At 70.9% G+C, this 19,499-nt stretch carries 22 protein-coding genes; 12 read left to right on the plus strand and 10 right to left on the minus strand.

All coding sequences use genetic code 11. The features are described from left to right. The first annotated feature begins 1 nt into the window (after position 1). Positions 2–1,129 carry a helix-turn-helix transcriptional regulator gene (locus tag OHS71_RS14250; protein WP_328479749.1) on the plus strand — a complete coding sequence of 376 codons (1,128 nt, stop codon included), beginning with the start codon at positions 2–4 and terminating at the stop codon, positions 1,127–1,129. Positions 1,130–1,348: 219 nt separating this feature from the next. On the opposite strand, the gene OHS71_RS14255 is transcribed toward OHS71_RS14250, so the two are convergent. From OHS71_RS14255 to OHS71_RS14270, 4 genes are all read right to left on the minus strand, one after another. Next, complete coding sequence (locus OHS71_RS14255) at positions 1,349–1,966, minus strand: Clp protease N-terminal domain-containing protein (RefSeq protein WP_328479750.1); 618 nt, start codon at positions 1,964–1,966, stop codon at positions 1,349–1,351. Continuing rightward, positions 1,966–2,175, minus strand: a complete 210-nt coding sequence (locus tag OHS71_RS14260) for a helix-turn-helix domain-containing protein (RefSeq protein ID WP_016437953.1) — start codon at positions 2,173–2,175, stop codon at positions 1,966–1,968. Before OHS71_RS14260 ends, OHS71_RS14255 begins: the two co-directional genes overlap by 1 nt. A 265-nt stretch (positions 2,176–2,440) precedes the next feature. After that, positions 2,441–3,406 (minus strand): zinc-binding dehydrogenase, encoded by a 966-nt coding sequence (locus OHS71_RS14265; RefSeq protein ID WP_328479751.1) that lies wholly within the window; start codon positions 3,404–3,406, stop codon positions 2,441–2,443. 218 nt (positions 3,407–3,624) lie between these two features. Next, on the minus strand, positions 3,625–4,854 hold the full coding sequence (locus tag OHS71_RS14270; protein ID WP_328479752.1) for an NAD(P)-dependent malic enzyme: 1,230 nt from the start codon (positions 4,852–4,854) through the stop codon (positions 3,625–3,627). 610 nt (positions 4,855–5,464) lie between these two features. On the opposite strand from OHS71_RS14270, the gene OHS71_RS14275 reads away from it, so the two are divergent. From OHS71_RS14275 to OHS71_RS14285, 3 genes are read left to right on the plus strand one after another with little or no spacing between them, the layout of a single operon-like run. Then, on the plus strand, positions 5,465–6,427 hold the full coding sequence (locus OHS71_RS14275) for an ABC transporter substrate-binding protein (protein ID WP_328479753.1): 963 nt from the start codon (positions 5,465–5,467) through the stop codon (positions 6,425–6,427). A gap of 39 nt (positions 6,428–6,466) precedes the next feature. After that, positions 6,467–7,438, plus strand: a complete 972-nt coding sequence (locus tag OHS71_RS14280; protein WP_328479754.1) for an amino acid ABC transporter permease — start codon at positions 6,467–6,469, stop codon at positions 7,436–7,438. After that, positions 7,435–8,196 (plus strand): amino acid ABC transporter ATP-binding protein, encoded by a 762-nt coding sequence (locus OHS71_RS14285; protein ID WP_328479755.1) that lies wholly within the window; start codon positions 7,435–7,437, stop codon positions 8,194–8,196. Before OHS71_RS14280 ends, OHS71_RS14285 begins: the two co-directional genes overlap by 4 nt. Before the next feature lie 190 nt (positions 8,197–8,386). On the opposite strand, the gene OHS71_RS14290 is transcribed toward OHS71_RS14285, so the two are convergent. Next, positions 8,387–9,262 carry a class I SAM-dependent methyltransferase gene (locus OHS71_RS14290; RefSeq protein WP_328479756.1) on the minus strand — a complete coding sequence of 292 codons (876 nt, stop codon included), beginning with the start codon at positions 9,260–9,262 and terminating at the stop codon, positions 8,387–8,389. A gap of 101 nt (positions 9,263–9,363) precedes the next feature. Between OHS71_RS14290 and OHS71_RS14295 the strand changes: the two genes are divergently transcribed. Further along, entirely contained in the window at positions 9,364–9,993 is a 630-nt protein-coding gene (locus tag OHS71_RS14295; RefSeq protein WP_328479757.1) for a CGNR zinc finger domain-containing protein, read from the plus strand. On the opposite strand, the gene sodX is transcribed toward OHS71_RS14295, so the two are convergent. Then, positions 9,897–10,331 (minus strand): nickel-type superoxide dismutase maturation protease, encoded by a 435-nt coding sequence (sodX, locus tag OHS71_RS14300; protein ID WP_328484511.1) that lies wholly within the window; start codon positions 10,329–10,331, stop codon positions 9,897–9,899. The genes OHS71_RS14295 and sodX overlap by 97 nt on opposite strands. A gap of 145 nt (positions 10,332–10,476) precedes the next feature. On the opposite strand from sodX, the gene sodN reads away from it, so the two are divergent. The 4 genes from sodN (at position 10,477) to OHS71_RS14320 (ending at position 12,678) form a co-directional block, all read left to right on the plus strand. After that, complete coding sequence (gene sodN, locus OHS71_RS14305; protein ID WP_328479758.1) at positions 10,477–10,872, plus strand: superoxide dismutase, Ni; 396 nt, start codon at positions 10,477–10,479, stop codon at positions 10,870–10,872. Between the two features lie 198 nt (positions 10,873–11,070). Beyond that, entirely contained in the window at positions 11,071–11,472 is a 402-nt protein-coding gene (locus tag OHS71_RS14310; protein ID WP_328479759.1) for a helix-turn-helix transcriptional regulator, read from the plus strand. Between the two features lie 10 nt (positions 11,473–11,482). After that, positions 11,483–11,896, plus strand: a complete 414-nt coding sequence (locus tag OHS71_RS14315; RefSeq protein ID WP_328479760.1) for a VOC family protein — start codon at positions 11,483–11,485, stop codon at positions 11,894–11,896. Further along, a complete protein-coding gene (locus OHS71_RS14320) occupies positions 11,893–12,678 on the plus strand; it encodes a VOC family protein (protein WP_328479761.1) in 786 nt (261 codons plus the stop codon). Before OHS71_RS14315 ends, OHS71_RS14320 begins: the two co-directional genes overlap by 4 nt. Before the next feature lie 63 nt (positions 12,679–12,741). Here the strand turns inward: OHS71_RS14320 and OHS71_RS14325 are convergent, their stop codons facing one another. Next, entirely contained in the window at positions 12,742–13,320 is a 579-nt protein-coding gene (locus tag OHS71_RS14325; protein ID WP_328479762.1) for a histidine phosphatase family protein, read from the minus strand. A 306-nt stretch (positions 13,321–13,626) separates the two neighbouring features. On the opposite strand from OHS71_RS14325, the gene OHS71_RS14330 reads away from it, so the two are divergent. Together OHS71_RS14330 and OHS71_RS14335 are read left to right on the plus strand one after the other, a co-directional pair. Then, positions 13,627–13,848: a CbtB domain-containing protein gene (locus OHS71_RS14330; protein ID WP_328479763.1), complete on the plus strand. Its 222-nt coding sequence runs from the start codon at positions 13,627–13,629 to the stop codon at positions 13,846–13,848. A 21-nt stretch (positions 13,849–13,869) separates the two neighbouring features. Beyond that, positions 13,870–14,634, plus strand: coding sequence for a CbtA family protein (locus OHS71_RS14335; protein ID WP_328479764.1), 765 nt, complete (start codon positions 13,870–13,872; stop codon positions 14,632–14,634). 259 nt (positions 14,635–14,893) lie between these two features. On the opposite strand, the gene OHS71_RS14345 is transcribed toward OHS71_RS14335, so the two are convergent. After that, entirely contained in the window at positions 14,894–15,478 is a 585-nt protein-coding gene (locus OHS71_RS14345) for a dihydrofolate reductase family protein (RefSeq protein ID WP_328479766.1), read from the minus strand. A 134-nt stretch (positions 15,479–15,612) separates the two neighbouring features. Between OHS71_RS14345 and OHS71_RS14350 the strand changes: the two genes are divergently transcribed. Beyond that, on the plus strand, positions 15,613–16,206 hold the full coding sequence (locus OHS71_RS14350) for a TetR/AcrR family transcriptional regulator (protein ID WP_328479767.1): 594 nt from the start codon (positions 15,613–15,615) through the stop codon (positions 16,204–16,206). A gap of 664 nt (positions 16,207–16,870) precedes the next feature. On the opposite strand, the gene OHS71_RS14355 is transcribed toward OHS71_RS14350, so the two are convergent. Together OHS71_RS14355 and OHS71_RS14360 are read right to left on the minus strand one after the other, a co-directional pair. Beyond that, positions 16,871–17,929: a family 2 encapsulin nanocompartment cargo protein polyprenyl transferase gene (locus tag OHS71_RS14355; protein WP_328484512.1), complete on the minus strand. Its 1,059-nt coding sequence runs from the start codon at positions 17,927–17,929 to the stop codon at positions 16,871–16,873. 50 nt (positions 17,930–17,979) lie between these two features. Then, on the minus strand, positions 17,980–19,386 hold the full coding sequence (locus OHS71_RS14360) for a family 2B encapsulin nanocompartment shell protein (RefSeq protein ID WP_328479768.1): 1,407 nt from the start codon (positions 19,384–19,386) through the stop codon (positions 17,980–17,982). Between the last annotated feature and the right edge of the window lie 113 nt (positions 19,387–19,499).

Genomic DNA, 19,499 nt, shown 5'->3' on the forward strand with positions numbered 1-19,499 from the left:
TATGCCTCCCGTCTTCGCCCACGGCCGTCTCCGTCTCTACCTGCTGAAACTGCTGGACGAAGCACCGCGCCACGGCTACGAGGTGATCCGCCTCCTCGAGGAACGCTTCCAGGGGCTGTACGCGCCGTCGGCGGGCACCGTCTACCCGCGACTGGCCAAGCTGGAGGCCGAGGGTCTGGTCACCCACACCACCGAGGGCGGCCGCAAGGTGTACGCCATCACCGACGCGGGCCGGGCCGAACTGGCGGACCGCAGCGGCGAACTCGCCGACCTGGAACTGGAGATCCGGGAGTCGGTCGCCGAGCTGGCCGCCGAGATCCGGGCCGACGTACGCGGAGCGGCGGGTGATCTGCGGCGCGAGATGCGGGCGGCAGCCACCGAGGCCCGCACGGGCGGCACAGCGGGTTCCGCAGGGCACGGCGCGCAGGGCGAGTACGCGGACCACGGGGAGTTCGGCGACAACGAGGCGTGGCGTGCCGCCAAGGAGGAGATGCGCCGCGTCAAGCAGGAGTGGAAGGAACAGGCCCGCCGGGCCAAGGACGAGAGCCGCCGCGCCCGCGAGGAGGCCCAGCGCGCCCGCCGCCAGGCCAAGGAGGCCCAGGAGCGGGCCCGTAGCCAGGCCCAGGAAGAGGTGCAGCGCATCGCGCGCCGGGTCCAGGAACAGGTCCAGGACCATTTCACCCGGGGCGACTGGCCGACCGGCGTCCGGGAGGGCCTGACGGAACTCGCCAAGGAGTTCGGCGAGTTCGGCAAGGACTTCGGAAGTCAGTACGGCAAGGACTTCGGCTTCGGCCGCGCCGGCACGACGGCCGCGAAGCCGGCGGAGCGAACCGGGTCGCCGGGCCCGACGGGCCCGACATCCTCGACGGGTTCGGCGGCGACCACGCGTCCGGAATACTCGAGCACCCCGGAGGATTTCCCCGCCGGGTACGAGCCGGCCTGGGCCCATGAGGACACCGGCGGCGATCCGAGCCGCGACCTGGACCGCCTCCTCGACCGCTTCCGGGACGACATCCGCGACGCGGCCCGCGATCACGGCGTCACCGCGGACCAACTCCGCGAAGCACGCCGTCACCTGTCCACCGCGGCCGCGCACATCGGCGTGATACTGCGGGTCCCGAAGCCCTGACGTCGCCACCCGGCGAAGGCCGCACCCGAGGCCCTCTCCGGGGCGGGCCGGAGGGCGGGAAGGCCGCAGGGAGCCCCTCCCTCCGGGGAAGCGGCACCCATCCAGCCGGCTGAGCGGGCCGGAAGGCGCCCTCCCCCGCCGGGGAAGCGGCACCCTCCTGGCCGCCGGGCCCGGGTTTCCGAACCCTCGGCCAGAAGGGGCCGGCCCTGGCCCTCCCGCTCAGCCGGCCTTGGTCTCGGGCCCTGAACCGGTACCGGTATCGCTCCCCGCGTCGCCGTCCCGGCCGGTGCCGCCGTACAGCACCCGGGTGAGGGACGCGTGGGTGACGCCGTGGTCGGAGAGGATCTCCGAGGGGGCGCCGCGGCGGGCCGTGAGGGCGAGCAGCAGGTGCTCGTCGCCGATGCGCCGTTCGCCATGCGCGAGGGCGACGCGCAGGGTTCCGGTGAGCAGGTCCTTGGCGCCGCGGCTGAACGGTCTGCGCCCGGACCGTTTGCCGGGGGAGGAGCGCCGGTCGGGGGCCAGCGCCCCTTCGCCGTGGGACTCCTCGACCCGGGTCACGATCTCCGACAGGTCGATGCCCAGCCCGGACAGGGCTTCCTCGTCGGCCCGGGAGAGCCCACCGCGACGGCGCGTCTCAGCCAGGTCCCCCACCAGCCCCGCACGCCCGCCGGGCGGCAGTCCGAGCGAGGCCAGCGCGAAGGAACCGCGGCTGCCCTCCCGGTCGAGCAGGGCGAGCAGCATGTGCGTCTCCTCGACCCGGTTCGCCCCTTCCCGCTCCGCGTGCCCCACCGCGCCCTCGACGACCGCCCGGGCGTCCTTGGTGAACCGCTCGAACATCAATGCCTCCCGTACTTCTTGTGCACGGCCTGCCTGCTGACTCCGAGCTCCGCGGCGATCTCCTGCCACGACCAGCCCTGGTTGCGCGCACTGCGCACCTGTACCGCCTCCAACTGCTCGAGCAGCCGGCGCAGTGCCGCCACGGCGCGCAGTCCGACCCGGGGATCGCGGTCGCCGGCGCGCTCGGCGAGATCCGTTGCTTCGGTCATGATGTCAACTTACGTTGACACGTACGGCATGTCAACCACAGTTGACACGGAGGGCGATGACGCCGCATGAGGACATGCGAAAGGCGGGCCCGGAACCCCGGACCCGCCTTGCCGTCACGGCCGGCCGCGACGGCGTCCCGACCGCCATCGAGGACTCAGCCGTCGCTCGGCCGTCGATCGGCCGTCGACAGACCGTTGATCAGCCTTCGGTCGGCCGCCGATCAGCCGCCGGTGAGTCGTCGGTCAGCTGTTGGTCAGTCGTCGGTCAGCCGTTGGTGAGCACGATCTTGCCGAACTGGTCGCCCGACGCGAGCCGTTCGAAGCCCTCGCGGGCCCGGTCGAGCGGCAGCACCTCGTCGATGACGGGGCGGACACCGGTCGCGGCACAGAAGGCGAGCAGGTCCTCCAGCTCGTCCTTGGTGCCCATGGTGGAGCCGACGACCTTCAGTTCCAGGAAGAAGATCCGGGTCAGCTCGGCGTGCGAGGGCCGGTCACCGCTCGTGGCACCGGAGATGACGAGCGTGCCGCCGGGCCGCAGGGACTTCACCGAGTGCGACCAGGTGGCGGCGCCGACGGTCTCGATGACGGCGTCCACCCGCTGCGGCAGCCGCGCGCCGGGCTCCACCGCCTCGACGGCCCCGAGCTCCAGCGCCCGCTTCCGCTTGGCCTCGTCCCTGCTGGTGGCGAAGACCCGCAGCCCGGCCGCCCTGCCCAGCACGATGGCCGCCGTGGCGACCCCGCCGCCCGCGCCCTGGACGAGGACGGAGTCCCCGGGACGTACACCGGCGTTGGTGAAGAGCATGCGGTAAGCCGTCAGCCAGGCCGTGGGCAGACAGGCGGCCTCCTCGAAGGAGAGCTCCCGTGGCTTGGGCAGGATGTTCCAGGTCGGCACGGCGACCTGCTCGGCGAACGTCCCCTGGTACCGCTCGGTGAGGATGGAACGAGGCTCGTCGGGCCCGACACCGTGCCCGGTCTGGCCGATGACGGAGTGCAGGACGACCTCGTTGCCGTCCTCGTCGACTCCGGCGGCGTCACAGCCGAGGATCATCGGCAGCCGGCCCTCCGGGAGACCGACGCCCCGGAGCGACCAGAGATCGTGATGGTTGAGGGAGGCGGCCCTGACATCGACGGTGCTCCAGCCGGGCCGGGTCTCGGGAGTCGGGCGCTCCCCCAACTCCAGGCCGGAAAGCGGCTGGTCGCGGTCGATTCGGGCGGCGTAGACGGCGAACATGAAACCGACCCTAGGGTCCGGCGACGACGAGCGAAACCGGACGGCGCTGTGAGACATGCCCTCTTGCGCATCCCGGCTCGAGGGCGAGGAGCGTCGGGTCCGGAACGGGGGTCCGGGGCGGCAGCCCGCGTGGGCGGCGCCCCGTCATCACCCGAACGGCCGGGTGGGCGGGCAAAAAGATGGCCCCGCCGGAACCGGCGGGGCCATCGCGACACGCGTCAGCGGCGAGCGACCCCTTCGGCGCGAGCAGCCGCGGCCACCGCCGCGGTCACCGCGGGAGCGACCCGCTCGTCGAACGGCGACGGAATCACGTAGTCCGCCGCGAGATCCTCACCGACGACCCCCGCCAGGGCCTCGGCCGCCGCGATCTTCATGCCCTCGGTGATCCGGGAGGCCCGCACCTGGAGCGCGCCCGCGAAGATCCCCGGGAACGCCAGCACGTTGTTGATCTGGTTCGGGAAGTCCGAGCGCCCGGTCGCGACCACGGCCGCGTACTTGTGAGCGACGTCCGGGTGCACCTCGGGCGTCGGGTTGGCCATGGCGAAGACGAAGGCCCCCTTCGCCATGGAGGCCACCGCCTCCTCCGGGACCGTACCGCCGGAGACGCCGATGAAGACGTCGGCGCCGGCCAGCGCGTTCTCCAGGGAGCCGGTCAGCCCGGCCTTGTTGGTGAACCCGGCCAGCTCACGCTTGACGTCGGTCAGGTCCTCGCGGTCCGCCGAGACGATGCCCTTGCGGTCGGCGACCGCGACGTCCCCGATGCCGGCCTCGACCAGCATCCTGGCGATGGCGACACCGGCAGCGCCGGCGCCGGAGATGACCGCGCGCAGCTCACCGATGCCCCGCCCGCTCAGCCGCGCCGCGTTGCGCAGCGCCGCCAGCGTGACGATCGCCGTGCCGTGCTGGTCGTCGTGGAAGACCGGGATGTCCAGCGCGTCCTGGAGCCGGCGCTCGATCTCGAAGCACCGCGGCGCCGAGATGTCCTCCAGGTTCACTCCGCCGAACGAGGGCGCGAGGCGCACCACGGTCTCGATGATCTCGTCCACGTCCGTGCAGGCGAGCGCGATCGGAACCGCGTCCACACCGCCGAACTGCTTGAACAGGATCGCCTTGCCTTCCATGACCGGAAGAGAGGCTTCCGGACCGATGTCCCCGAGGCCGAGAACGGCCGTGCCGTCGGTCACGACGGCGACGACGGAGGACTTCCAGGTGTAGTCGTCCACCAGCTCCGGCCGCTCGGCGATCGCGGTGCACACCCGCGCGACGCCGGGCGTGTAGGCGAGGGACAGGTCGTCCTTGTCACGAATCGGGACGGTGGCCTGCACGGCCATCTTTCCGCCGCGGTGCAGCGCGAACACCGGGTCGAACGAGTCGAGGGGCTCCGCACCGCCCTCCTGGCCCGTTCGTTCGGCGCTCTCGCTGCGAGGATTGACGATCTCCGCTGCCACTGTGTCTTACCCCTTAGGTCTGCATGGTTTGAGGGTGGCCACTCCTGATTGAGAAGTGGGCGGGCATCGCGCGGGTCCCAGAGTGATGCGTACGGGCGCCTGCGCGTCGGGCGCGCCGCACACGCGCCCTGAGCCCCGGATGAGGGGTGTAAAAATCCTTCTTACCGGACGGAGACCACACCCGACGAGTCCAATCCGTGCAAGGTCACACGCCTCACGCTGTGGACCTCGAACAGACGCCACGCTGAGTGACATGGGTCATGCGCCAGAACTGGCCGAGCTCTCGGAATCCCTTGACACGAGCTCCCTGGGGCACACGGCTTGCACGCCGGGCGACCGCGCCTCCCGGATCGACCGGAGATCTTTCGGCCGGAACGGGGGATTCCCGCAGATGGTCCGGCTCCGTCCGGCCGTGATGTACCGGACTGATGGGGTTCGGGGGTCGCCCGTTATCCGATTTTGACATGGCTGGCCCCCTGAATGGCGTCGTCCGAATGGCAAGATGCGGTAATCACACGAGGTCGCGACACCCGAAGGTGTGTGTTCTCGTCGACCCATCGGCATTTGTCGACCCATCGGCATTTCCATCCATCCGCCGGAGGAATCCACCATGACCGCAAGCTCCACCCGACGCACGACCGCCGCGCGCACCCGCCTGGCAGCGGTCGGATCCCTCGCGGTCGCGGGCGCCTTGCTGCTCTCCGCCTGCGGCGACCAGACCAAGAGCGGCGGCAGCTCCTCCGAGTCGTCGAGCGGCTCCGACAAGGCCCCCCTGTTCTCCAAGCTCCCGGCCGACATCCAGAAGGCGGGCGTCATCAAGGTCGGCACCAACGCCGAGTACGCCCCGATGGAGTCCGTCGAGGGCGGCAAGATCGTGGGCGTCGACCCCGACATCGCCGCCGCGCTCGGCAAGCAGCTCGGCGTCGACTTCCAGTTCACGTCGGGCGGCTTCGACACCCTGATCACGGCGGTCAACACCGGCCGCTACGACGTCGCCATGTCGTCGATCACGGACAACAAGCAGCGCCAGGAGGGCCTGGACGACAAGGGCAAGAAGCTCGGCACGGGCGTCGACTTCGTCGACTACTTCACCGCCGGCACGGCCATCTACGTCCAGAAGGGCAACCCCAAGGGCATCAAGACCATCGACGACCTCTGTGGTCAGACGGTCGCCGTGCAGCGGGGCACCACCTACGAAGAGGCCCTCAAGGCGCAGTCCAAGAAGTGCACGGAGGGCGGCAAGAAGGCCCTCAAGATCGAGTCCTTCGAGAACGACACCGAGGCCCAGACCCGCGTCAAGTCCGGCGGCGCCGTGGCCGGCGTCAACGACTACCCGGTGGCCGTCGACATGGCCCGCAAGGCGGGCAACGGCAACACCTTCGAGGTTCTCGACGAGCAGTACGAGGCCGCTCCGTTCGGCATCGTCGTCGACAAGAAGAACACCCAGCTGCGCGACGCCCTCAAGGAGGCCGTCGACGCGATCATCAAGGACGGCTCGTACCAGAAGGCGCTGGAGAAGTGGGGCGCCGAGAGCGGCGCGATCAAGGCCGCCGCGGTCAACGGCGGCAAGTGATCCACCCGCACCTTTCGCAGTCTTCGAAGGGCAGTCCCCATGACTGACAAGCTCGACAAGTCCTCCACGGGTGGCGCACCACCCGAGGACACCCCGCAGGTCGCCAAGGACTCGGGGTTCTCCGGCCCGCCGGAGGCCATCAAGGCCATCCCCGTGCGCCACTACGGCCGCTGGGTCAGCGCCGTGATCGTCATCGCGCTCCTGGCGCTGCTGGTCAACGCCTTCGCGAACGGCGACATCCAGTGGAACACCGTCGGCGACCAGCTGTTCAACTCGACCGTGATCGCGGGCGCCGGGCGCACCCTCCTGATCAGCGTGCTGTCCATGGTGCTGGGCGTGGTCCTGGGCGTCGTGCTGGCCGTGATGCGGCTGTCGAAGAACCCGGTGACCAGCACGGTCGCCTGGCTGTACATCTGGTTCTTCCGCGGCACCCCGGTCTATGTGCAGCTCCTGATGTGGTTCAACCTGGCGCTGATCTTCCCCGTCCTGAACCTCGGTCCGATCTACAAGGACGAGATGACGGACGTCATGACGCCGTTCATGTGCGCCCTGCTCGGACTCGGTCTGAACGAGGCCGCGTACATGGCGGAGATCTGCCGGGCCGGCCTGCTGGCCGTGGACGAGGGACAGACCGAGGCCTCGCACGCGCTCGGCATGAGCCACGCCAAGACGCTGCGCAGGATCGTCATCCCGCAGGCGATGCGGGTGATCGTGCCGCCGACCGGCAACGAGTTCATCAACATGCTCAAGACCTCGTCGCTGGTGTACGTGGTGACGTACAACGAACTGCTCCGCTCGACCTCGGTGATCGGCTCCTCGTCGTTCGCCGTGATGGAGCTGCTGTTCGTCGCGTCCATCTGGTACCTGGTCATGACCAGCGTGTTCAGCGTCTTCCAGTACTACCTGGAGCGCTACTACGCCCGCGGTTCGAGCCGCAGCCTGCCGCCCACGGTCTTCCAGAAGATCCGGACGAACCTGCTGTCGATCGGCCGCGAAAGGAGGTCGTCATGACCGCGATGGTGAAGGCCGAGGGCGTGCACAAGTCCTTCGGCGCGGTCGAGGTCCTCAAGGGCATCGACCTGGAGGTCAAGAACGGCGAGGTGTTCTGCCTCATCGGCCCCTCCGGCTCCGGCAAGAGCACGTTCCTGAGGTGCATCAACCACCTCGAGAAGATCAACGCCGGACGGCTGTACGTCGACGGCGACCTGGTCGGCTATCGCCAGAAGGGCGACAAGCTGTACGAGCTCAAGGACAGCGAGGTCGCGCTGAAGCGTCGGGACATCGGCATGGTGTTCCAGCGGTTCAACCTGTTCCCGCACATGACGGCGCTGGAGAACGTCGTCGAGGCCCCCGTCCAGGTCAAGGGCGTCAGCCGGGCCCAGGCGAGGGAGCGTGCGACACAGCTCCTGGAACGGGTGGGCCTGGCGGACAAGGCGGCCAGCTACCCCTCGCAGCTCTCCGGCGGCCAGCAGCAGCGCGTCGCGATCGCCCGGGCCCTGGCCATGGAACCGAAGCTGATGCTGTTCGACGAGCCGACTTCGGCTCTCGACCCTGAGCTGGTCGGTGACGTCCTCGACGTCATGCGCGACCTGGCCGAGTCCGGCATGACGATGGTCGTCGTCACCCACGAGATGGGCTTCGCCCGCGAGGTCGGCGACAGCCTGGTCTTCATGGACGGCGGTGTGGTCGTCGAGTCCGGCAACCCGCGGGACGTGCTGACCAATCCGCAGCACGAGCGGACCCAGTCGTTCCTGTCCAAGGTGCTCTAGCGGTACGACGAACGAGAAGGGGCGGTACGGGAATCCCGTACCGCCCCTTCCGCCGTACCGCCCTCCGCCGTCCGGGACCTCTCAGCCGACCGGACCCTCTCCGCGGGCCGGCCGCGTCCGGGCCGGCTCCCGCCGGGGATGCACCGGGCCGGGCGCCGGCCTTCGGCGAGGCCTCACTCCGCCGCGCGGGTCACTTCAGGGCCAGTACCAACGCGTCCGACGGCGAGCACCACACCGTCCGGGCCTCGCCGAAGCCCCGCTCGCGCAGCACGCGCGCGTGCCAGGCGGCGGAGGGCGTGTCGCCCTCGGCGTGTTCGCCGTAGATCTCGAAACGGCGGGCGGTCGGTCCGGCGAGCACGGGATCCGCCGCGGCGAGCTGCCACCACTGCGCCCAGTCGAGAACCCCGCCGGCCCCCTCGGCCCTGCCCTGATCCATGCGGGTGTGGCGCTGTGCGCGCTCCGCCGCGTTGATCCGGGGCGTCGTCTCGTCGATCATGTGGTCCGCGTTCATGAAGACACCGCCGTCGCGGACGAGGTCCGCGACCCGACCGTAGAGGGCAGCGAGGGGTTCGCTGTGCAGCCAGTGCAGGGCCGTGGCGGTCAGTACGGCGTCGTACGTGTCGTACGGCAGCCGGGCCGGCCACTGCGGGTCCTTGAGGTCGGCCGTCACGAAGGTGACGCGGTCGTCACCCTCGAAGGTGCCCTCGGCGATGGCGAGGAGCGCCGGGTCGAGGTCGACGCCGGTGCTGGTGGCGCCGGGCAGGCGGGCGAGCAGCCGGGCGGTGATCGTGCCGGTGCCGCAGGCGAGGTCGAGGACGCGCGGGGCGGGCCCGACCAGCGCCTCGACCATGTCGATCATGACCCGGAAACGATCCTCGCGGTCGGGCATGTACCACTCCTGCTGACGGTCCCAGCTGCGCTGCCAGGCAGCCCAGTCGACACCGGCGGCCGTCCCGGCCGTTGCATCGGTCGTGACACTGTCTGCCGCACCGGTCGTGGCACCGGGCGTGGTACTGGTCCTGGTTCCTGTCGTGGCACCGCTCGTGCTCGTCCGCGCGTCCGTCATGGCAACCCCTCCGCCGCGTATGTCGCGTAATACCCTGGAAGCACGAACGGCCGTTACCCCGCCCGCACCCCGACCATAGAGCGCCCTCGTAAGGACTACAAGTGGAACTGGCCTATTACTCGGACTACGCCGTGCGTCTCGTGAACAGCGAGGAACCGGCCCGGGGCAAGGACGCGCTGACCTCGGTCGAGGCGGTGCGCGCTCTCTTCGGCGGCAACCAGTCGGCGGCCCGCCGGGCCACCGACGCGGACGTCACCCGGTTCCGCTCGGTGCGGGGCCGTCTGCGCGCGGTCTTCGAGGCAGCCGACGGCGGCGACGAGACCCTCGCCGTGGACCTGCTGAACTCGCTCCTGCTGGAGTTCCCGGTCAGCCCCCAGATCTCCGGCCACGACTTCCGGGACGACGACGGCCGCCCACTGTGGCACATGCACCTGGCCGACCACCCGTCGAACGCCACGGCGGGCTACGCGGCCATCGCGGCCATGGGCCTGGCCTTCCACCTCACCGAGTACGGCGTCGACCGCCTCGGCCTGTGCGAGGCCGTCCCCTGCCGCAACGCCTACCTCGACACCTCGACCAACCGCTCCCGGCGCTACTGCTCCGACCGCTGCGCCACCCGCGCCAACGTGGCCGCTTACCGCGCCCGCAAGCGCCTGGAGGCGGACCGGACGGCCGGCACGGGCCTGGCCGCCGACAGCGCCCAGCGCACCACCGCCAGCGGCGAGCGCTGATCCGGCTTGAGCGGACGGTAGCGCAGCCGCACCTTGCCCAGGATCAGCTCGTCGGGCACGGTTCCGTAGTCGGTGCTGTCGCCACCGGCGTAGGTGTTGTCCCCGCGGACCCACCACCCGCCGTCGCGACGCTCCTCGGCCCGCTTGACGACGAGCAGGTCCTGCTGGAAGGGATGCCGCAGGACGATCACGTCACCGGGCCGGACCCGGGCGCCGTACTGCACCACCAGCTGGTCCCCGTGGTAGAGCGTGGGCACCATGGACGGGCCGGTCACCTCGGCCAGTCCGAAGAGCGCGGCCGACCTCGTGCGCCCGGCCTCGTGCGACAGCTCCGGCATCGCCGGCACCTCCCCGGTCTCTTCCTCCACCAGTCCCAGTCTGACCCCGGACTTTTGTCCTAAGCCCATGGGGGCACCCGCGAAAAGCCCTCCCTCAGGGAGTAATGTCCCACCTGAGAAGACGATCACGAGGAAGGAACGCTCCATGCTTTCCCGCCTGTTTGCCCCCAAGGTCAAGGTCAGCGCACACTGCGACCTGCCCTGCGGTGTGTACGACCCGGCCCAGGCCCGCATCGAGGCGGAGTCGGTGAAGGCCGTCCAGGAAAAGATGGCCGCCAACGACGACCCGCACTTCCAGGCGCGCGCCACCGTCATCAAGGAGCAGCGTGCCGAGCTCGCGAAGCACCACGTCTCCGTGCTGTGGAGCGACTACTTCAAGCCCCCGCACTTCGAGAAGTACCCCCAGCTGCACCAGCTGGTCAACGACGCCCTGAAGGCCCTCTCGGCCGCCAAGGCCTCGACGGACCCCAAGACCGGCGAGAAGGCCCTGGAGCTCATCGCCGAGATCGACAAGATCTTCTGGGAGACCAAGAAGGCCTGATCGCCGGCCGGGCTTCCCGACGCCGCTCCGGCGGGTCGCACGCCCAGCTGTCCGCACCCGGCCCGCAGGCCGCCGTCCACGGCGTCCCTGTCGGTCCGGGTGCGGTCTCCTTTCCGGTCGCCCCCCTCCGGTATCCGCGGCGCTTCCGCCCGGTCCTCGGCCCCGCGCCGGCGACGCCCTCCGTGCGATGCTGAGCCCGTGACCCTCGAGGACCTGGTAAGGCTGCGGCAGGCACGCGACCGGATGGATCGTGAGTACGCCGAGCCGCTCGACGTCTCCGCGCTCGCGCGCACCGCGCTGATGTCCCCGGGCCACTTCCAGCGCAGCTTCCGCGAGGCCTACGGCGAGACGCCCTACGGCTACCTGATGACCCGCAGGGTCGAGCGCGCCAAGACCCTCCTGCGCCGCGGCGACCTCACCGTGACGGAAGTCTGCATGGCGGTCGGCTGCACCTCGCTCGGCTCGTTCAGCTCCCGGTTCACCGAACTGGTCGGCGAGACCCCGAGCGCCTACCGGGCGCGGTCGCACGAGGCGAGCGAGGTGATCGCGCCGTGCGTGGTCCGGACGTTCACCCGTCCCCGGCGCGGCCGGCATGCCTAGGCTGGTCACCATGGACCTCAAACTTCACCAGTGTTTCGTCGCCGTCGACGACCACGACAAGGCCCTGCACTTCTACGTGGAGGTGCTCGGCCTCGAAGTCCGCAACGACGTCTCCTTCGAGGGGATGCGGTGGGTGACCGTCGGGTCGCCGCTCCAGCCGGACGTGGAGATCGTGCTGGAGCCGCCGGGCGCGAACCCCGACTTCTCCCCCGCCGACCGGGAGGCGATGGCCCGGCTGCTCGCCAAGGGTGTGCTGCGCGGGGTCATCTTCACCACCGCCGACTGCGACGCGCTGCACGCGCGCGTGCAGGAGGCCGGTGCCGAGGTGATCCAGGAGCCCATGGACCAGCCGTACGGGGTGCGCGACTGCGCCTTCCGTGACCCGGCGGGGAACATGCTGCGGTTCCTGGAACGGACCGGATGATCCGGCCGGTCCTTTGGACCTACGCCTTCGCCGACCGGCCCGCCCGGCACTTCGCGCGGGCCTGCGACTTCTGGACGGCCGTCACGGGGACGTCGGTGTCAGAACCCAGGGGCGCGCAGGGCGAGTTCGTCACCCTGCTGCCGAAGGATGCCGACGCCGACGCCTGCGTCAAGGTCCAGGCGGTCACGGGCGGGGACGGCGGTGCTCATCTCGACCTGGCCGTCGAGGACGTGCCCGGTCTCGTCGCGCGGGCTCTGGAGCTCGGAGCGGAAACGGTCGCGGCTCACGACGGCTGGGCCGTACTGCGCTCCCCTGCCGGGCAGTTGTTCTGCGCGGTGCCGTGGCACGGGGAGTCCGTGCGGCCGCCCGTGGTGTCCGGCGCCCGTCTGGACCAGGTGTGCATGGACCTCCCACCGTCGGCGTACGAGCGTGAAGTCGCCTTCTGGAGCGGTCTGCTGACCGACTGGTCGTCCCGGCCGGGCTCGCGGCCCGAGTTCCACGTGATCGAGCCGCCGCCGGGGCTGCCGGTCCGCATCCTGCTCCAGCGACTCGAGGCGGAACAGGCTGCCGACGCCCACCTCGACCTGGCCTGCGGTCCCGACGTCGACGCCGTACGCGCCCGGCACGAAGGGCTCGGCGCCCGGCTCGTGGACCGCCGGCCCCACTGGACGGTGATGCGTGACCCGACCGGCGCCCTGTACTGCCTGACCGGACGCGACGCGGAAACGGGCGGCCTGCCGCGAGCCGGCACCCGGCCCTCCGAACCGCCCACGGACCGCTGACCGCCTACCGCCGAGCACGCACCGTCGAGCGTTTCCCCTGGTGAGCGCTCCTCCCCCGGTCGGCTACGGCGCCTCTCCCAGCGGTGTCCCCACCTGGAGGTTCCAGCGCCCCGCCCGGCCGCTCAGGTCGACTGCGGTCAGCGGGCGCACGTCCAGCCGCCAGAACGACGGTTCCGGCAGGCTCAGCCCACGGACGAGGAGGGCTCGTACGACGTCTGGTTCCACCACGGCGATCACTCGTCCCGCAGTGCGGGCGATGCCGTCGAGCCATGCGCCGACGCGGTCGCACAGGTCCCGCACGGACTCCCCGCCGTGGGGGGCGTGGGCCGGGTCCACCAGCCAGGACGCCACCGCGTCCGGCTCGGCGGACGTGACCTCGGCGAGGGTCCGTCCGCGCCAGCGCCCCACGTCGAGCGCGGCGAGCGCGGGCACTTGGGGCGCGGACAGGCCGAGCGCCTCGGCGGTCCGACGGCAGCGCGCGGACGGCGAGGCGGCCGAGCGGTCCGCGTCGGGCAGACGGGCCGCGGCCGACCGGGCCAGCCGCTCTCCGGCGGCGTCCAACTCGCAGCCGCCGTCGTCGAATCGCGCCTCGCGCAGGGCCGCCGTGAGCGCCGGTGAGATCAAGGTCACTCGGCTGGTCATCGGTTTTCGCTCCTTGGATTTTGCACGACAAGTCAGCTGAAAATAAAGGCTGTTGAGTGTTCTGCGACGGTCTTCGCGCGTCTGCGCCGTCCCATGCGCCCTTGGCCGCGCAGCCGTCACGCGGTACGTTCTGCGCGACATTGACGACGGTACGGCGGAAGTCCGGTGGGAATCCGGCACGGTCGCGCCACTGTAAGCCGGCAGGCGCCATCCCCTCACGGGTGGTGAACGCCGAGCAAGTCAGACCCGCACCCGTCGTCACGTGCACCACCGAGATGGGACGCGAACTCCCGAGGAGGTCCTGCCATGGCGCAGACCGTCGCACAGCCGACCGCCGGCCCCGCCGCCGCACCCGCCAAGCTGCCGATCGGGGCGATCGTCCCTTGGGCGGTCTTCTTCGGCATCCTGATGATGGTCCTGCTCTACTTCGTCGGAGCCGAGCAGGGCGCCACCTCCGTGGTGTCCGGCGAGGACGTCCACGAGTGGGTCCACGACGCCCGCCACCTGCTCGGTTTCCCCTGCCACTGACCTGACAGGGAACCGGACCCCGTGAACTCCGCAATTGTCAGAAACCTCCTGGTCCGCGGCATGATCGCCGGTCTTGCCGCCGGACTGCTGGCTCTCGCCGTCGCCTACTTCCTGGGCGAACCGCGCGTCGACTCGGCGATCGCCTACGAGGACTCCCACGCCCACGAGCACGGCGTCGAGCTCGTCTCCCGCACGATGCAGTCCACCGGCGGCCTGGCCACCGGCGTCCTCCTGTACGGCGTGGCGTTCGGCGGCATCGCCGCTCTCGCCTACTGCTTCGCGCTCGGCAGGATCGGCCGCTTCGGCCCCCGGGCGAGTGCGCTGCTCCTGTCGGCTGCGGGACTGCTCGCCGTCTACGTGGTGCCGTTCCTGAAGTACCCGGCCAACCCGCCCTCCGTCGGCGACCCCGACACGATCGGCAAGCGCACCACGCTGTACTTCCTGATGATGGTGCTCAGCGTGCTCCTGACCGTCGCCACGGTCATCCTGGGCAAGCGACTCGCGCCGCGCCTGGGTAACTGGAACGCGACGATCGCCGCGGGAGCGTTCTTCGTCCTGGCGGTCGGTCTCGCCTATGCGTTCCTGCCGGCCGTCAACGAGGTCCCGAAGGGCTTCTCGCCCACGCTGCTCTGGCAGTTCCGCCTCGCGGCGCTCGCGATCCAGCTCACCCTGTGGACTGCTTTCGGGCTCGTCTTCGGGCTGCTCGCCGAGCGTGTGCTGTCACCCGCGCCGGCCGCCACCGCAGGGAAGCAGGGGGCCGCGCAGGCGGCTTCCGTGACCCACTGAGATCAGGAGGCCGGAGCCGCAGGGGCTCCGGGTTCCTGTTCGGACTCCGCGGCGTCGTGCCGGGCGCCCGGTTCCACGTACGCCTCACACTTGGCGTTGTGGCAGGGGCCCGGCACCCAGCGCGGTACCCACGCGCCGAGCGTCTTGTGTCGCCGGACGACGGACTGTACAGGCTGCCCGCAGGCGGGACAGACGCGTTGTTCCCGGTCCATGCCCTACAGAGTAGGACGGCCCGCACGCGAGCGCTCCCCGCCGTACGTCACCGATCCCGGTAGTACGTCCGTACGACCGCGCCGTTTCCGAAGGAACGCACTCCGCCGAACGTGAAGCGGGCGGCGTCGAATGCGGCACCGAACATCGGCATACCGACGCCGTAGACCATCGGGTACCGCTTGATCACGAGTTCGTCGATCTCGTCGCGCAGCTCGCCCGCCAGGCGGGACCCGCCGCACAGGTAGATGTCGAGACCGCCGTCCTCCGCCTTCAGCTCGCGGACCTTGTCGAGCAGACCGTCCGCGATGATCTCGACGTCCGGGGACGGCGATTCCCCGAGGGTGCGTGAGGCCACGTACTGGCGCAGGTGCGCGTAGGGGCTGGGGTTGCACTCCTTCAGGGCCAGGTCATAGCTGGCCCTGCCCTGGATGATCGTGTCGAACCTCCTGTTCTCCAGGTCGTCGAAGCCGAGGGCGCGACGGCCGTGGGTCGGCACGGTCTCCGGGTACTGCGACTTGAGGAAGTCGAGGAACTCCTCGTCGACGAAGGACACCATCGCCGTGGCGTCGCCGGTCACGTCCCCGATGAAGCCGTCGACGGAGCAGGCGACGTAGTACGTGAGCTTTCGCAAGTAGGACTCTTTCCGTAGGCTGGTTCCTGACCACTCCAGCTGTAGTGCTTCATTTGTAGTACTTCACCTGTAGTGGTTGCAAGGGGTTTCCCTGCATTTCGGGAAACGGAGCCAAGTGAGAGAGAGGGTTCCGCATGGCCGGAAATCCGGAGCGCCGGGCGGCCCTGGTGGACGCGGGCGTCGAGGTGCTCGCGCGCGAGGGCGCGCGCGGGCTGACGTTCCGCGCGGTGGACACGGCGGCGAGCGTGCCGGTGGGCACGGCCTCCAACTACTTCACCGGACGCGACGACCTGCTGCGGCAGATCGACGCCCGGCTGCACGTCCGGCTGGCGCCGGACCCGGAAGCGTTGGCCGAGCTGATGACAAGGCCCCGGGACCGCTCCCTGGTCACCGCGTTCATGCACGACCTGATGGCCCGCGCGACCCGCGACCGCAGCGGCTATCTCGCCCTGCTGGAGATGCGCCTCGAAGCGACCCGGCGCCCGGAGCTCCGCGCCTCCTTCACCACGTCGGTACGCGGCGACCTCGAGCACGGCATGACCTTCCACCGCGACGCGGGCCTGCCCGGCGGCGACGAGACCGTCGTCGTCCTCTATCTCGCGATGCTCGGGCTCGTCCTGGAGCACCTGACACTGCCGGGCGTACTGGACGGCGCCCTGCCGGGCGTGAGGGTGCCGGAGGGCCTGGTCGAACGCATCGTCGCAACGGTGGTGCCGGAAGCCCCCTGACGCCCACACTCGCGATCCCCGACCACGACCACCACCGCGGCCCAGCCCACGACCCCGACCGCGACCGCGACCGGGGATCGGGCATCGGAGGGCCGGACAGCCCCGCCCTCCGCCACACCGCCCCTGACACACACCGCCACAGCCGCGGGCCCGACGGGGCGGGCAGGGCGAGGCCGACCCGGCCGCCCCATGCGAAGCGGGCACGGCAGGGTAGGGCACGGCCGGCCATGCGGAGCCGGCACGGCGGGGCGGAGCCGGCACGGCCATGCAGACCGGGCACGGCGGGGCGGAGCCGGCCCGGTCCGCCCGGGCGGACCGGGCACGGCAGAGAAGGCGACGCACGGCGGGGCGAGGCCGCGCGGCTGTGCTGCTGCCAGGTCGGCATCGCCCTGCCCTGCGGCTGCACAGCCGCAGGTCCCGCACACCGTGAGGATGTGCGGGACCGGCCGGACCTGACCCCCCTCGTGATGGTCCGGCTTCCGCCCCGGCCCCCGCCCTCGTTCCGCGTCCCCTTGTTCCTCGCCCCCTCGCTCCTCGCCCCCTCGCTCCTCGCCCCCTCGCTCCTCGCCCCCTCGCTCCTCCCCCCTCGCTCCTCGCCCCTTCGTTCCTCGCCCCCTCGCTCCTCCCCCCTCGCCCCTTCGTTCCTCGGCTCCTCCCGTCCTGGTCAGTTGCTGCGGCGCGTCACGAACTCCGCCAGGGAGAGCAGGCCGCCGGCCGACTCCGGATCCGGGATCGCCCTGCTCAGCGCGTGCATCGCCCGGGACATACGATCGGCCGCCTGCTCCTGCGCCCACGCGCGACCGCCGGCCCGTTCGACGGCCAGCGTCGTACGGTCCAGGTCGGCCGGCTCGTACGGCGCCGCGTACAGCTCCGCCAGCTCGCCGGCCGCCGGGGTGCCGGAGGTCAGCGCGGCGACCACGGGCAGGGACTTCTTGCGGGCGGCGAGATCCGCACCGGCTGGTTTACCGGTGTGCCGCGGGTCTCCCCATATGCCGATGACGTCGTCGATGAGCTGGAAGGCGAGCCCGGCCTCCCGGCCGAACGCGTCCAGCGCGTCGACGTCCTCCTCGGCCGCCCCCGCGTACAGTGCGCCCACCGCGCACGCGCAGCCGAGCAGCGCTCCCGTCTTGGCCTCGGCCATGACGAGCACCTCGTCCAGGGTGATCTCGGCAGGCCCCCGTTTCTCCATGGCCGTGTCCGCCTGCTGGCCGGCGCAGAGTTCGACCACACAGGCCGCGACCCGGGCGACGGCCGCCGAGGACGCGGGATGCGGATCCGCGGCCAGCAGCCCCAGGGCGAGGGCCTGGAGGGCGTCCCCGGCGAGGATGGCGTCGGCGTCGCCGAACACGGTCCAGGCGGTGGGGCGGTGCCGGCGGGTGGTGTCCCGGTCCATCACGTCGTCGTGCAACAACGTGAAGTTGTGGACCAGTTCGACCGCCGCGGCGGCCCGCAGGGCCGCCGCGCGAGCCGCCGGGCCACCGAGCGCGCCGGCCGCCGCGAGCACCAGGGCCGGGCGGATCGCCTTGCCCGCGTTGCTCGCCGCCGGGGTGCCGTCCGCGTGCTCCCAGCCGAAGTGGTAGAGCGCGACCCGGCGCAGCGGGCCGGGCAACGAGTCGCAGGCGGCCCGCAGTTCCGGGTCGACGGACGCCCGGGAGCGTTCCAGGATCCCCGCCGCCTCGTGCCCGTCGGCCCGGCCCGGACCGCCGTGGCCCTGGCTGCCGATGACCCCCCGCCCTTCGCGCGTCTCGTCCCGGTGCCGCCTGATGGCGGAAGTCACCGCCAGCGGCCGATCTCGACGTTCTCCAGGACGCCCAGCGCGTCCGGCACGAGGACAGCGGCCGAGTAGTAGGCCGTGACCAGGTACTTGATGATGGCCTGTTCGTTGATGCCCATGAACCGCACGGACAGGCTCGGCTCGATCTCGTCCGGGATGCCGGACTGGCGCAGTCCGATGACGCCCTGGTCCTCCTGGCCCAGGCGCAGCGCGATGATGGAGCTGGTGCGGGCCTCGCTGACGGGGATCTTGTTGCACGGGTAGATCGGCACCCCGCGCCAGGTCGGGATCCGGTTGCCGCCGACGTCGATCGTCTCGGGGACGAGCCCACGCTTGTTGAGCTCGCGGCCGATGGCGGAGATCGCACGCGGGTGGGCGAGCAGCATCTTGGTGCCGCGCCGCCTGCTGAGCAGTTCGTCCAGGTCGTCCGGGCCGGGCACGCCGTCGTGCGGCTGGAGCCGCTGGTCGTACTCGCAGTTGTGCAGCAGCCCGAACTCGCGGTTGTTGACGAGCTCGTGCTCCTGGCGCTCCTTGAGCGCCTCGACCGTCAGCCGCAACTGCTGCTCGGTCTGGTTCATCGGCTGGTTGTACAGGTCGGCCACGCGCGAGTGGATGCGCAGTACGGTCTGGGCGATGCTCAGTTCGTACTCGCGCGGCCGGGCGTCGTAGTCCACGAACGTGTGCGGGATGTCCGGCTCGCCGGCGTGGCCCGCGGCGAGGTCGACCTCCTTCTCGCCGTACTTGTTGGTGCGCTGCTCGGGGATCGCGCGCAGTTGGTGGAGGTGCTCGCGCAGGGTGTCGGCACGCTCCGCGACCTGCTCGACGTCCTGCCGGGCCAGGATCAGCACGGTGCAGGCCGTGTCGGCGCGGGCCGTGTACTCCCAGATGGCGTCCGCGTCGAGCAGCGCCTGGTCGCCGAAGTACGCGCCGTCCGCGAGGACGCCGAGCACCTGGTCGTCGCCGTAGGGTCCGGTGCCGACCTTCTCGACGCGGCCGTGCGCCAGCAGATAGACCTCGTCGGTCTGGCTGCCGAAGGAGGCGATGACCTCGCCCGGGCCGAACTCCCGCTGGCGGCAGCGCTGGGCGAGCTCCCCGAGCACCTCCTCGTCCTCGTAGGAGCGCAGCGCGGGCAGTTCGCCCAGCTCGGCGGGGATGACCTCGACCCGGTCACCGGTCTTGACGAACGTGATGCGGCCGTCGCCCACGGCGTACGTGAGCCGCCTGTTGACCCGGTACGTACCGCCCTGCACATCCACCCAGGGCAGATTCCGCAGCAGCCAGCGGGAGCTGATCTCCTGCATCTGCGGTGCGGACTTGGTCGTGGTGGCCAGGTTCCGCGCGGCCGCGGTGCCGAGACTCTGCTGCGGCTTGCCCGAATCCGTGCGGACCTCTTCGCCTACCGACATGAGAAATGCCCTCCCGATTCATGCACCGGCGCCGAACTGCGCCGGTGCACTTCGTTCACGCGGCAAGCCTTCCATCACCGTGTGTGCTCGTGCTATTACCCGAAAGAGCGGGA

Origin of the sequence: Streptomyces sp. NBC_00377 (assembly GCF_036075115.1) — a bacterium.
Lineage (GTDB): Bacteria > Actinomycetota > Actinomycetes > Streptomycetales > Streptomycetaceae > Streptomyces.

Bases quoted from the DNA above. Each gene is read 5' to 3' on its own strand.
- OHS71_RS14350 (WP_328479767.1), top strand. From the start codon at position 15,613: ATGGCCGGAAATCCGGAGCGCCGGGCGGCCCTGGTGGACGCGGGCGTC.
- OHS71_RS14255 (WP_328479750.1), bottom strand. From the start codon at position 1,966: ATGTTCGAGCGGTTCACCAAGGACGCCCGGGCGGTCGTCGAGGGCGCG.
- sodX (WP_328484511.1), bottom strand. From the start codon at position 10,331: ATGCCGGAGCTGTCGCACGAGGCCGGGCGCACGAGGTCGGCCGCGCTC.
- sodN (WP_328479758.1), top strand. From the start codon at position 10,477: ATGCTTTCCCGCCTGTTTGCCCCCAAGGTCAAGGTCAGCGCACACTGC.
- OHS71_RS14275 (WP_328479753.1), top strand. From the start codon at position 5,465: ATGACCGCAAGCTCCACCCGACGCACGACCGCCGCGCGCACCCGCCTG.
- OHS71_RS14265 (WP_328479751.1), bottom strand. From the start codon at position 3,406: ATGTTCGCCGTCTACGCCGCCCGAATCGACCGCGACCAGCCGCTTTCC.
- OHS71_RS14325 (WP_328479762.1), bottom strand. From the start codon at position 13,320: ATGACCAGCCGAGTGACCTTGATCTCACCGGCGCTCACGGCGGCCCTG.
- OHS71_RS14250 (WP_328479749.1), top strand. From the start codon at position 2: ATGCCTCCCGTCTTCGCCCACGGCCGTCTCCGTCTCTACCTGCTGAAA.
- OHS71_RS14260 (WP_016437953.1), bottom strand. From the start codon at position 2,175: ATGACCGAAGCAACGGATCTCGCCGAGCGCGCCGGCGACCGCGATCCC.
- OHS71_RS14315 (WP_328479760.1), top strand. From the start codon at position 11,483: ATGGACCTCAAACTTCACCAGTGTTTCGTCGCCGTCGACGACCACGAC.
- OHS71_RS14290 (WP_328479756.1), bottom strand. From the start codon at position 9,262: ATGACGGACGCGCGGACGAGCACGAGCGGTGCCACGACAGGAACCAGG.
- OHS71_RS14330 (WP_328479763.1), top strand. From the start codon at position 13,627: ATGGCGCAGACCGTCGCACAGCCGACCGCCGGCCCCGCCGCCGCACCC.
- OHS71_RS14285 (WP_328479755.1), top strand. From the start codon at position 7,435: ATGACCGCGATGGTGAAGGCCGAGGGCGTGCACAAGTCCTTCGGCGCG.
- OHS71_RS14280 (WP_328479754.1), top strand. From the start codon at position 6,467: ATGACTGACAAGCTCGACAAGTCCTCCACGGGTGGCGCACCACCCGAG.
- OHS71_RS14320 (WP_328479761.1), top strand. From the start codon at position 11,893: ATGATCCGGCCGGTCCTTTGGACCTACGCCTTCGCCGACCGGCCCGCC.
- OHS71_RS14360 (WP_328479768.1), bottom strand. From the start codon at position 19,386: ATGTCGGTAGGCGAAGAGGTCCGCACGGATTCGGGCAAGCCGCAGCAG.